We start from the raw sequence: 13,759 nt of genomic DNA on the forward strand, positions 1-13,759 counted from the left end.
GATCGGATGCGGCGGGAGGGGTGGGCTACTTGCCGTTGATGCTCTTGGCGATGGATTCGTCCATGCCGATGATGCTGTTGGCGATGCTCGTGAACTGCTGGGAGAACGAGCCGATGGTCTGGACGGCCGCGACCAGCGAGTCGTTGAAGCTCTTGTAGGCGGACTGGAAGGCCGGGCTGGACTGCGTCAGGAACAGGCCGCCCTCCTTCGAGCCCAGCAGGCCGTTGACCGTGTTCAGCAGGTTGTTCAGCTGCGTCGGGATGTCGCCGACGGCCTGGTTCAGGGTCGCGGTCGCGGCGTTGATCTGGTCGCTGTTGATGTCGATGTTGGGCATGCGGATCGCCTTTCGGTGCCGGGGTGGTGCTGTCGGGGGGGAGTGCGTGCTGTCAGATCATTCCGAGGCGGCCGCCACCGCCGCCCCGGCCGCCGCCGTTGTTGCCGCCCTTCGGGTGCATCGCCGGGGAGTCGACCAGGGTCCGGTCGCCGGGGCTGTTGGCGTTGCCGGTCCACTTGTAGTTGTCGGTCGTGCCGTCGGTGTGCTTGGTGACGTCGGTCCAGACCGCGTTGCTGCCGTCCGGGTTCGCCGTACACGCCGCGGTCTCGGTGGTGCCGTCGGCGTGCGTGATGTGGCTCGTGTAGTTGAACTTGTTGGCGACCTCGTGCGTGGTGCTCTCGGTGTACGTGCCGCCGTCGTAGCTCACTGTGGTGTCGCTCTGCACGACCGGGCTCTGCTGGTGGTCCGAGTCCGGCGGGTTGGCCCCGGTGTTGGTGTCCAGCACGCCCTGGTCCAGCTTGACGCTCGTGGTCATGGACGCCGCGTGCGAGCCGAACGGCTGCACGTCACCGGCGACCAGCGTCTTGTCGTCGGGGGTGAGCGGCTTGTCCCGGAAGCCGAACAGCGGGTTCGTGACGTCCTTGAGGTTGTTGTACGACGTCGGCGCCGCGCCCGGGTCGTCCGGCGTCGGACTTCCCGGCGCCCACATCGGGATGTGCTGCGTGACGAGGTTGCCGTTCTCGTCGTACGTCTGGAACGTCGTCTCCTCGTTCTTGGTCGCCTGGTAGTGCTTCCAAGCGGCCTCCTTCGAGCCCCAGGCGCTCAGCAGATACTGGTAGCTCTGGTAGTTGATGCTCGCGGCCAGGCCGAGGTCGTTGTCCAGGTACTGCAAAGCCACAGTGCGGAAGGTCTGCGACAGCTTCTGCAGCTTGGTCTTCGCGTCGCCCGCGATGTTCGTGAAGTTGTTGTAGAAGTCGTACAGCGACTGGTCCAGCCGGTCGTTCCCGCTGCCGGTGAAGGTGCCGCCGTAGATGGTCATGCCCTCCATCGAGCTGTCGGTGATGCCCGACTTCCAAGCCGAGAGCTGCGAGTCGAGGTTGTTCCGCAGATTGTCCATGTTGTCCGCGGCCGTCTTGAGCTGCGTGTAGTCGATCTGGAACTTCAAGCCGGCGTCAAGCTTGTTCGGGTCCGCCACCGGTTCACCCCTTCCCCTTCGTCTCTCACCCGGTGGTACGCATCCGTTGCCGGAAAAGGTTCTCGCCAATCGCGGAAAGCGGCGAGACGCCACGAGAACCGTAGACGGGTCCGGATACGTACCCCCGTTCGGAACACCGCAACGAACCGGAGGAGGCCGCGTGGCCAGGCCCACAGACTGGTCCAAGCTCGGCCTGGACCACGACCCCACACCGGGCAGCCAGGACACCATGGCCGCCCTGGCCAAGATCATGGACACGGTGCAGGGCCAGGTCGACGAGATGGAGTCGACGATCACCGCGATCGTCAACAACGTCGCCGGCGGCTGGACCGGCAAGACCGCCGATGCGCTACGCGGCCAGATCAGCGACCAGCTCCAGAAGTTCTTCCGCGGGCTCCAGCAGTGCTTCGACGAAGCCGCCCCGGCGATCCACACCTTCATCACGGCCATGGCGCAGCACCAGGCCGACGCCGACACCGCGCTGACCAAGGCGCTCGGTCTGCCGGACAAGGACCCGGGCCTGGCGCAGTACAAGCAGGCCGCGACCCAGGCCGGCTCGGACCTGACCGCCGCGGGCAACACCGCCTCCTCCGCGATCGACGACGCCGTGAGCCGGCTGGCCAGTGCCCTGACGCCCTCGGAGATCTTCTGGGAGGCGTTCCAGTGGCTGGCGCTGATCCTCGGCGTGGTCGGCCTGATCTTCGGCGGCCCGCTGGCGATCCTGGCCTGGCTGGCGAACATCGCCCTGTTCATCAAGACCATCGTCGACTTCGCGCACGGCGACACCAACTTCCTGGGCCTGTTCCTGAGCTTCCTGGGCATCATCGCGCCGATGACCCGGGGCATCGGCGGCGACCTGGCGAACCTGATCAAGGGCGGATTCGGGAAGATCATCAACGGCGTCGACAAGTTCGGCGGCACCATCGGGAACCTGTTCACCGACGTCAAGACCCTGTTCATCGACTTCAGCACGATCGGGGTGCTGGGCTCGATCAAGGTGATCGGCCAGCTCGGCATGAAGGCCGGGCTGTGGGTCTTCGACAAGATCCTGACCTTCCCCAACGTCATCACCAAGATCGGCGCCCTGGCCTTCGACAAGTTCATGAACTTCGACCAGTACCTGTTCAGCGGGATCAAGTTCCTCGGCGACAGCTTCGGCAAGGGCATCGACTTCGTGCTGACCGAGATCGGCACCGGCCGCTTCGTCCGGCTCTTCCTGCCGGTCACGAAGGACGAGTTCACCGCGCTGAACTTCAGCGGCGCGCTGTGGCGCTCCTTCGAGCGCACGCTCCCGGGCATCGTGCCGATGAACAAGGTGCTCGACGACCAGTTCACGCTCTTCCAGCTCACCAAGAGCCTGAACCTGCCGGCGGACGCGATCGCCAAGATGACGCTGAACCTCAAGACCATGCACGACTTCAACCCCGAGCACGGCATCAACTACGTGCCGATGCCGAACGGCACGCTGTTCGTCCCGGAGAAGTTCCTCAGCACGATCAAACTGAACGACATCAACACCATCGACTCCCTGGTCAAGCCCAACCTGCTCGACCCGCACTTCAACGCCAGCAACCTGGACAACCTCGGCAAGATCGACCCGCACTTCGACATCGGCAACCTGGACAACCTCGGCACCTTCAACAAGATCGGTTCCGGGAACCTCAGCACTGTCACCATCCACGGCCTGGAGCAGCTCGACGGCTTCAAGCCGATCGAGATCACCAACCTGGCGCACGCCGACAGCATCGCCGTGGTCAAGATCGGCGACAGCATCTCGCTCACCGGCGTCGAGAAGGAGATCGCGGTCGCCAAGCTGCCCACGTTCACCGGCGCCGACCACATCGCCACCGTCGATGTGCACGAGGTGGTCCCGCACGTCGAGATCTCCGCCGCCGCGACCGCCGAAGCCGTCCCGATCCACGACGTGCTCAGCCTGGTCAAGAACGTCGAGGTCACCGGCGGCAACCTCGCCGAGCACAACCTGGCCGACATCGGCTCCCTGAACACCTCGATCGACCACAGCCTGGCCGGCCAGGCCGGCGCCCTGCACGGCCTCGGCTCCGAGAACATCGCAGTCCGCGCCGAACCCATCGCCAACCTCCACGACGTCGCCGGCGTCGGCGGCCTCACGGCCGACCACCTGGCCGTCGCCAAGCAGGCCTTCGACCACCAGATCACGGCCTTCGCCGGGAAGATCTCCCCCGACGTGCTGGACAAGATGGGGACCGACTTCCTCACGCAGATCAAGGACGTGCACTCCGGCTGGCGCGATCCCCGGCTGGTCGATCACCGGTTCTCCGAACTCCAGGTCAACCGGCTGATCGACAACCTGCCCAAGCAGTTCACCAAGGAGTTCGAGCGGGCCGGCTGGATCGACGACCTCGGCAAGGGCATCAAGGACGACCCGAGCTACGTCAAGCTCAGCCTCGACGCCAAGGCCAGGTTCGACCAGGAGATCACCACCCGCGTCGGCTCCGGCTTCGACCGGGTCTGGTCGGCGAAGAACGCCGCGTTCGGGGACGGGACCGACCTGCCCGCCCTGAAGCTGGCGCTCGCCGCCGACCTCAAGACCGCGCTGGGCAAAGCGCTGGAACGCGACGACTGGATGCGCAAGGCCGGCGCCGCGTTCGAGCACGGACTCGGCGAGAACGCCGGCATCGCCGGCAAGCTCCCGCCGGCCGAGCTGGCGAAGTTCCGCCAGGAGTTCCTGGGCACCGCGGAGAAGATCTTCCAGGACGCCCAGGCCAACAAGCTGACGTTCACCGCGGACATCCAGGACGGCCTCGCCGGCGCCCTGACCCACGACATGCACAGCAAGCTGGCCGACCAGATCGCCCGGATCTCGAAGGTCAACTCCAACGGCCTCAAGGGCCTCGCCATCGCCTCCGACTGGGCCGCCAAGAACCCGAACGAGGCCGCGCTCGTCGGCGACTCCGGCATCCAGCGGCTGCTCCACGACCTCAGCGGCGACCTGCGCAAGATCCCGCCGGGCTCCCGCCCGCAGATCTTCAACCAGGCGCTCAAGAACTTCGAGGGCAAGCTCGCCTTCGAGGCCGACCTGCGGACCGCCCTGGCCGACGCCGCGCACGCCTTCCACGGCGCGCCCGAGGACGCCGCGAAGTTCCGCGAGAACACCGTGCTGGACTTCCTGTCCGGGCACTCGCTGCCGAACGGCATGCCGCATGGCATAACCCCGGACCTGGGAAAGAGCTGGCTGTCCTGGGAGAAGGACAACGGCGACGTCTTCGGCAGCACCCTGTCCCAGATCCATCCGGTCGACAAGACCGCGGCCTGGAGCCAGGCCCGCATCGACCTGGCCAAGGGCGTCCAGCCGAAGATCCAGTTCGAGAAGCAGATCGCCCCGAAGATCACCACCGCCCTGGACCACTTCGACACCAAGCTCGACAAGTGGTCCGAGGACCACGGATCGGTGTCGATCGAAAACATCAAGGCGTGGCGGGACGAGTTCGACAAGGCCCTGCGAGACGCGGGACCCGCAGTCCTGAATGACCCGCCGGCCTTCGACCGGCTCACCAAGAACCTGCTCGACGGCCTCGACCACCGCCTGGGCTCCGAACCCGAGGTTGCCGCGCTCAAAAACCAGGCCGACATCCGGTTCCAGGACGCGATCAAGGACTGGGCCGGCAAGACCGGCGGAACCCCCTCCTTCTTCGGCTTCACCAAGCTCACCGAAGACTTCCAGGCCCACATCGGAGACCTGCTCGGCGCCGCGCGCCACGGCCTCGGCGACGGCGGCGGCCTGGACGTCGCGAAGTTCGCCAAGGGCCTGGACGACCACCTCGCCAGCATCGGCGCGAAACTCGACAAGGAAGCCGGACTCGGCCACCTGGAGGCCGACGCGTTCGAGAAGGCCTACGGCGGCTGGCTCGGCCACGACGTCCCGCTGGCCGACGGGTTCTCCGCCGACCGGCTCACCGACCTCGCCTCGGAGTTCCGCTCGATCTCCCGCACCCTCACCGACCATCTGGGAGCCGACGAGGCCAAGCCGATCATCGACGACCTCGCCTCCCGCCTGCCGGAGCGCTTCGACCTGGAACTGCGGAGCCTGTCCCGGATCGACGCCGCCGACGACGCCTTCACCCACGGCCTGCAGGACTGGCACAACCCCGCGGGCATGCGCGACCTGACGGCCCCGGAGATCGGCGCGGTCCGCACCGAGTTCACCGCGGACGCCAAGGAGCTGACGAAGGTCCCTGACACCTTCTGGACCGGCGCGCGCCTGGACGCCAAGCAGATCCGCGCGCTCATCGCCGGCTGGGACTCCCGGCTCGGCGACCTCGCCTCGGCCGTTCCCGGACGCCTGAACTTCGAGGCGCATCTGCTCGACGAGCTGTCGCACGCCTCCGAACTGCTCGGCGACGGCGCGAAGTACGACCACATCGTGCAGGACTTCCGCCAGGACTTCACCCACGAGTTCCACGACGTGTGGGGCAACGGCCGCAACGCCGACGACTGGCTGGCCAAGGAACAGCGGAACGGGGACGTGTTCACCAACGGCCCCGGCGTGCAGATGCCGAAGACCTCGCTGGAGCTGCGGCCGCTGGACTCGCATCCGGTCGCCCCCGACCCGCGTCCGCAGAACGTCGCCGGGACCTGGGGCCGACCGGTCAACCTCAGCACGTGGGACAAGGCCTGGCACCACGAGGTCGACGGGATGTTCAGCGGAAACGGCATCCTCAGCCTCGGCACCGTCAAGGACGGCGTGGCGACCGGCGGCAACAAGGCCATCACGCGGATGTTCAACGACGCCAAGTTCGGCGACGCCGCGAAGGTCCAGCTGCAAACCGACCTCGACGCCCTGCACAAGAGCCTGGCCGATCCCGAGGTGTCCTCGGCCGCGGCGCGCCCCCTGCTCCAGAACCTCTTCGACCACAACCTCAAGGGCGACACCCGGGCCAGCAAGTTCCCGGTCTCGGCGATGAACGACGCGCTGGAATCCCTCAACGCCAAGCTCCTCGCCGAGGTGCACGGCGGATCCTCCGGCCTGCATCCGTGGCCCTTCGACGGGAGCGCGAAGAAGCCCGACTACGTGCTGGCCGGACCCGACGGCAAGGTCCCCAAGCCCGGCGAGAACGGGTTCGGCGGCACCGAGGACACGTTCTTCAATTCGGTCACGCACGTCGGCGACCACCTGAGATACAACTCGGTGAAGGAGTTCGCCGACGTCGGCAAGGGCGTGCGCAGCGCGGTCGACTCCAAGCTGAAGGCCTATGGGGACAAGCAGGTCCGGGTGGTCGTCGACCTCACCAAGGCGCCGGGCCTGGAGGCCGGGCCGGGCCGCGATCTCACGGCGCTGATCGGGCACGTCACCGACGCGTACCGCGGGGGCGGCTGGGACGGCCCGACCCGACTGATCCAGAGCGACCTGATCGTCCCCGGCCACTTCCTGGGCCAGCCCGATCCGGCGGTCCTGACCTTCCGCTTCCGCTCCGACGGCCTGGTGTACCTGGACGGCGCGGGCGCCGGTTGGGGCCACGCGGGCGAGCTCGGCGACCACGCGCCGGCCGACGCGCACCCGGCGGTGGAGGTGCCGAGCCTCGACGGCGGCATCTTCCAGCACCCCGACCTGCCCGGCGGCGGCCGGATCCTGCCCGGCGGCCTGCTGCTGTCGAACCAGGCCAAGGACCTCGCGCTGGCCGCGAAGCTCCCGAAATACGACGGTGCGTTCCTGCTCGTCACGCACTTCGACGACGTCCGGGGCCAGGCCCACGTCAACGACGTCCCGGTGCCGCACGGCCTGGTCGGCGGGTACTTCAAGTCCGGGCTGCTGCCCTGGCGCGACGGCCAGCTGATCGTCGTCGTCGGCTGCGGCGCTGAGGACCTGGCCGCCGCCCTGCGCACCGAGCTGCACACCCCGACGGTCGGCGAGACCCACGACTTCGTCACGACGCACGACGGGTTCACCTACACCGGACCCGAGTCCTGGAGCGAGCACGGGCCGGACGTCCGGACGTCCCAGCTGGACTGGCGGCCCACGCCGGACGTGCTGGAAGCCGGTCCGCACGACGACGGCGGCGCGCGGTTCAAGCTGTTCCTGCCCGGCGACCTGGAGATCGAGCCCTACCACCTCGGGTCGGACTTCGGGCAGTCCATGCGCCGGCTCGGCTTCGACCCGTCGAGCTCGGTCTCGAACCTGGACTACTTGGGCAAGCTGGCCAAGTTCGACGACGGACCGCTCGCGGTCAAGGCGGGCCTGCAAGCCTTCGCCGACAAGGTGTTCGCCGCGCATCTGCCGCCGACCGAATCGCTGAAGACGGCCTTGACCGACCTCGGCCATCCCACTGAGATCGGGGTGGACTGGAAGTCCGGTGGCGTGCCGATCGACCAGGACCTGCGCACGTATCTCCAAGACCTGACCGACTTGGAGGCCAAGAGCCCGGACGCCGCCCGGGACTGGCGCCTGACCGGGCTGAAGCAGGACCCTGATCTCGGGCCGGCGTTCAAGGATCACCTCTTCCCGGAAGACGTTCCGCCGCAGCGCCTCTACGTCGGCCACAGCGACGTGGGCCCGGACGGCAGCCCGGTGGCCGGTCACGACTTCGTGGACGTGATCAGCCGGATCGAGCGCGGCACCACCCCGAGCGTGGACATCGTTCACGTCGGCCCCGGCTACATAGACCACTGGACGGCGACGCTGTCCGACGGCCGCGGCGTGGACGAGCTGAAAACCAAGTTCGGCGCGGCAGGTGCCTCCGAGATCGAGGTCGTCCGCTTCGACGACCTCGGGAAGCCGGGAAGTAAACTGGGCACGCTCAGCACCGGAGTCGGGGACGGCGTCCACATCCGGCTCACGCTGGTGGGGGAGGCCGCGACCTTCAAGCCGCTGCTCAAGGCCGGCGAGCCGCTGGTCCTGGTCGCCGGCGGCAAGAGTGCCGCCGACGCGCTGTCGGCCGGAAAGGCGCTGCTGTATCAGGGCGCTGACCACGTCGGGGTGGCCGGCGAGGCGCAGTTCCTGGACCAGCTCGCGCACTGGGGTACCGCGATCGGCGGCAAGTACTCGCCGATGACGAACATGCTCTACGCCTTCGGCAAGCAGGATCTGTTCAAGGACACCTCGGACCCGGCGCGCCTGCGGATCGTCGCGGACCTGGCGAAGAACGATCTGCATTTGGCGCCATGGCGCGAGTTCTCGGACCTGATGGCGGTCGGGCATGACGCGAACGTGGCGCAGCTCGGCCAGTTCAGCCGGAAGATCTGGGAGCAGGGCGCGGCCGGGGTCGAGATCAAGGACGCGGTGAAGACGCTGACCGAGCTCACTTCGCCGACGCTCAAGGATCTCGACGCTTTCGAGAAGCGGATATCCGGCCTCGTCGGGACCACCGGGAAGTGGAGCGCCGACGCCGGCCAGGACATCGACGACCTCATCCGCCGAATGCACGACCTGAGCCTGGACGACGCGGACATCGAGATGCACGACCCGGTCGCGGCCGACGTGCACACCGACATTCAGGCGCACAGCCACACCGACATCGAAGTGCACACTCCGATGGAGGTCGAGCACACCCCGACCGGCGCCTACGTCCACGACAACAAGTTCTTCCACCCGGACCTCCCGGGCCACGGCTACGTCCTGAACGACAGCCTCCTGCTCTCGAACCGCCCCGCCGACCTGCGGCTGTCCGACGGCGTCCCGCGCTACGACGGCGTGTTCCGCCTGATGACGCACTTCGAGAAGCCCACGGACGAGCTGTTCGTCAACGGCGTCCGCATCCCGGCCGAGCTCGCCCACGACTTCCTCACCTCCGGCGTCACCGACTGGCGGCCCGGCATGCCGATCCTGGTCGTCGGCTGCGGCGCCGAGGGCGTCGCCGACCTGCTGCGCACCCGCCTGCAGGTGGCGACCGTCGGGGCCACGCACGACGTCGTCGCGCTCAACGATCACGCCCTGTTCACCTTCACCGGTGACATCGGCGCCGGCGCCGGCAAGAACGTCGTGGACGATCCGCTGTCCGGCCACGACTTCTGGACCGACCCGCCGAAGGACCTGACCGGCGCGCCGGTCGCGGACGGGAAGTCCTCGTTCAAGCTCTTCCTGCCGGGCGACGCCGAGCACGGGATCTCCTACCCGCTCGGCTCCGACCTGGTCCGTGCGATGAACCTGCTGGGCCTGCGGCGTACCGACATGCCCGCGCTGGAGAAGCTCGACCTGGACATGATCGACGCGAACGGCTCGTCGTGGGCGCACGACCTGCACCTCCAGGTCGGCGGCCGGGACTACCGCGTCACCGTCCGGGACGACGAACTCAACCCGACTCTGCAGAACCCCTGGCTGATCATCCCGAACCTGGACCACGACCTCCATCTCCAGGTGGGCCACAACGATGGTGCCGGGACTCCGCTCGGCCAGTTCTGCGGGTACCTGTCAGTGCACTGGCTCACGCAGGCCGATCACAGCATTCCGCTGGGGTTCAAGGACCTCGGCGGGCTCCGGGACGACGCCGTGCGGACCGTCACGGGCTGGATGACCGGCGCCCACGGCCCCGACGGGATCGCGGCGATCGACAGCCACGCGGTGCAGGCACTGAGCGGGGACCGGCCCGCGGTGCAGCTGGGGCTCACCGACTTCGCCCATCAACTGGCCGATCTGCCGGGCGGGACGCGGATCGTCTTCTCGACCAACGGCCGCGCCGTGGACGACGGGTTCCAGGTCCTGGGCGGCCACTCCATGGCCGCCGTGCTGGAGGACGGCGGCGGTGTGCGGGTGTTCGACCCGGACCAGGGCCACGGGCTGATCCACTTCCCGGACCGCCAGAGCTTCCTCGCCGATCCGTTCACCCAGCGCGCCACGACGTTCGTGATCGACGACCGGGTGGTCACGCCGCCGCCTCCGCCGCATCTTCCGGCGCCTCCTTCGACCTCGCTGGCGCACACCCCGCCGGACACCACGGTCGTGAAGGTCTTCGACGTCGATCCGCTGACCCACAACCCCTGGGCGACCCCCGACCCGGAGACCGTCGTCGCCAAGTTCACAGCCTTCGTCGACGCGGTCCGCGACATCAGGCCGCCGCATCCGGTGAACCCCTGGCGGCAGATCACCGTGCTGGGCCGCGACGGCAAGCCGACCGGCGAGGTCTACGCCGTCGACGACCTGAACGGCCGCTGGGCGAAGCTCGGCGTCGCCGACTCCGTCGACGCGCGCCACCTCTGGGACGGCAGCCGCGGTCCCTACCTCGGCAAGGGCGGCGTCACCGTCCGGCCGAACGGCGACGTCGTCCTGGTCGGCGAGGACAAGACGCCCTTCTACCTGAAGGAGAACCTCGGCGACGGCCGCTATGTCGAGGTCTTCCGCGCCCTGGACGGCAAGCGTCACTGGTTCGAGTGGAAGGGTGACGGGCCGGACCGGGAGCTGCTCTTCAGCGGCAAGCGCATCTACGAGACCAACGCCGACGGCGCCGTCTTCAAGGACCTCTACCGGAATGGCCGCATCGCCCGCGACTACCGCGTCACGCTCGACAAGGGCCTGATCCGCGCCGAGCGCGGCCTCGGGGACCAGCGCGGCCTGTGGGTCTGGAACCGTTACGACAAGGACGGGAACTCCGTCGCCAAGGGCATCCGTGAATACCAGGGCTCTGCCTGGAAGGACACCCTGACGTTCGGCGAGGCCGGGGCGAAGGCCGAGGTGGTCGTCGCCAAGCAGTGGAGCATGTGGTTCACCAAGTGGGGCCACGCCGGGCACTTCCGCGAGCACACCATCGACATCAGGGACGGCAAGCTCGGCGATCCGCTCAAGACCCTGCACACCTACAAGGAGATCTCGCCGCAGGACAAGGAGACCGGCACCAGCGAGTTCATCGGCGAGAACCGGATCCTGGTGATCCAGCGGGTCGCCGAGCAGCGCATCCCGACCTGGTTCGCCCGGCACTTCGCCGAGATCGACGTCCCCAACCGCGGTCTGTTCGGCGGGGTGTCCGGCGTGGACAGCAGGTTCCAGATCTACGCTTGGAGCGAGCACGAGATCGTGCCCGGCGGCAAGCCGTTGGGCGCACCGATCCAGCGCGCCGGCGGGATGCGAGTGGCGATCCCGGACGGCTCCACGTTCGACTTCGTCACGGTCACCGCCGCCGGCGGCAAGGACACCGGCGTGCTGGTGCGCGCGGTCGTGAAGCTCGACGACGGCAGCAAGCTGGAGGTCGGCCGGGACCTGGACAGCGGCAAGTGGGCCTCGCTCGCCGGCGGTGTGACGGCGGTGGACGGCCGCACGCTGAACTGGCGGCAGGTCGGCTCCGACAAGAAGGTGATCAGCCAGGGTGTGCGGACGTTCGGGCCCGGACATCAGTGGACGGACACGCTCGACGACGAGGCCAAGACGATCGTCCGCTCGACCGACGACCTCGGCCGGGTCACCTCCGACCTGGGCCGCGACACCTCACTGACCCGCGATCCGATCGGTCTGATCACCAAGCGCACCGACAGCTTCCCCGGCGTCGGCGGCAAGGGCGAGATCGTCGCCGGGAGCGGGAATCCGCTGTCCGGGAAGTGGAGTTGGGAGGTCACCGGCGCCGACGGGGCGGTGATCAGTGGCCTGCGGTTCCCGTTCCGCAGCCATCCGGACCTGGGCAGCTGGGATGACTCGTTCGTCGACTTCCATAAGATCGACGGGATCTCCAAGGTCGTGCCGATCCGGGAGATCCGGGCCCTGGACAAGGGACGCGGCCTGGCCGCCTACAAGATCGGCGACGTCTGGCACAGCGACATCCGCGGCTTGGACGGCTCGGTGAAGGCTGACACCCACGCGATCCGGCAGTGGAAGGCGGACGACGGCACGTGGGGCCCCAACCCCAAGCCCGGAACCGACATGCAGCCGTGGCGCGACGTCCCCGAGTCGGCGCACGGGAACTTCATCGACCCGCCGGTGCTGCGCACGGTCGTGGACGGCAAGGTCCGCCTCTACGACATCAAGGACGGCACGCCCAACTCCAACGTCTGGTCCGAGTTCGATCACGGCGGCGGTTTCCGGGCGAAGGAGCTCGTCGGCGTGACGCCCGGCGGCAAGGAGATCTACCGCGAGACCCACGCCGCCACCGGTCAGTGGATCGAGACGCTGGCCGACGGAACCCGGATCCGCTACCGCTCCCTCAACGGTTTCATCAACACCCGGGACACGTTCGGGCGCTGGAGCGTCCGGCCCGACTTCGACATCTCCGGCCGCTGGAAGACCGGCGGACGCGAGTACGAATTCCGTGGCGCGGGCACCGAGTTCCGCGGCTACAACCGGATGTGGCGCGAGCCCAACCGGCTCCAGTACCGGGACATCGACGGTGTCGACGGGCAGTTCGTCAACCCGAACTGGCTCAAGGCGCAGAAGGTGCTTCTGGACTTCCTGCAGGACTACACCTTCGACGTCATCGCCAACATCTTGATCACCGGCGCGGTCAACAACTGGAACTTCACGCCGGCGGACTGGGGGAAGATCTTCGCCGGCGGCGCCGTCACCTCGGGGGTGAAGGGCGCGTCGAACGCGCTTCAGGAGACGCTGCTGAAGAAGTTCAAGGACGGCGTCGGCAACGTGGACAGCGGCAAGTTCTGGGGCCGTGCCCCCTACAACCACGACAAGACGTGGGACAACGAGTGGGCCGGCAACGAGAACCCGCGGCGCTGGCGTTCGGGCCTGTACGACTACGGCGTCAACTCCCTGCTGACCAGCGGGATCGCCGGGTTCGTCTCGACCGCGTTCACGTCCACGGTGTTCGGGATCGGGACGCACCACATCACGGTGTCCGGCCTGGAGTCGCTGCAGGCCGGCGGGCTGGGCATGGCCGGGGCGCTGACCGGCGGGCTGCTGGCCGTCGGGCCGCGGACCATCCTGCACCAACTAGGCTCGGGCCGTTACTTCCACCAGGGCGGGATCCCGGATCTGTTGATCAGCTTCGGCGAGAAGACTTTCGAGAAGTGGTTCATCGGTGATGTGCTTAGCCCGGCGCTGAATCTGAAGATCACGCCTCCGCCGCCGATACTGGGGACCGGCCAGGGACCATGGAACGGATGACCACGTGACAGACCCGATACGCGTTTCGGCAAAGGGCCGGGGCGACGGCGCCATCGAGGCGGCGCTGCGGACGGCGAAGCCGGGCGCGGTGCTCGTGCTGGAGGCCGGGGAGTATCGCGAGAACCTGGTGTTGGATCGGCCGCTGAGCATCGTCGCGGCGGCCGGGGTGCGGGCCGAGCAGATCGTGATCAGGGGTGTCGCGGGGTCTGAGCGTGCGGTGCTGACGGTTGCGGCGGATGTGCGGGTGTGGGGGATCACGATCGACGCCGGGGCTGGGGAGGGC

The 13,759-nt window shown here is 68.1% G+C and carries 3 protein-coding genes and 1 pseudogene; 2 read left to right on the top strand and 2 right to left on the bottom strand.

What is annotated here, in order from left to right; genetic code table 11:
• Positions 1-25: 25 nt before the first annotated feature.
• Together GWK61_RS22990 and GWK61_RS22995 are read right to left on the bottom strand one after the other, a co-directional pair.
• Complete coding sequence (locus tag GWK61_RS22990) at positions 26-334, bottom strand: WXG100 family type VII secretion target (protein ID WP_194911218.1); 309 nt, start codon at positions 332-334, stop codon at positions 26-28.
• Between the two features lie 52 nt (positions 335-386).
• The gene (locus GWK61_RS22995) at positions 387-1,469 is read right to left on the bottom strand and encodes a hypothetical protein (protein WP_194911221.1); all 1,083 of its coding nucleotides are present in this window, start codon (positions 1,467-1,469) and stop codon (positions 387-389) included.
• A gap of 160 nt (positions 1,470-1,629) precedes the next feature.
• Here GWK61_RS22995 and GWK61_RS23000 point away from each other — a divergent pair, with 160 nt between their 5' ends.
• Entirely contained in the window at positions 1,630-13,476 is an 11,847-nt protein-coding gene (locus GWK61_RS23000; RefSeq protein ID WP_194911223.1) for a WXG100 family type VII secretion target, read from the top strand.
• A gap of 4 nt (positions 13,477-13,480) precedes the next feature.
• Positions 13,481-13,759 (top strand): annotated as a pseudogene (locus tag GWK61_RS23005) (hypothetical protein); the annotation flags it as partial.

Source organism: Catenulispora rubra (assembly GCF_015356825.1).
GTDB classification, from domain to species: Bacteria; Actinomycetota; Actinomycetes; order Streptomycetales; family Catenulisporaceae; genus Catenulispora; species Catenulispora rubra.

Excerpts from the sequence above, each read along its gene's own strand:
- GWK61_RS22990 (WP_194911218.1), bottom strand. The coding sequence starts at position 334 with ATGCCCAACATCGACATCAACAGCGACCAGATCAACGCCGCGACCGCG.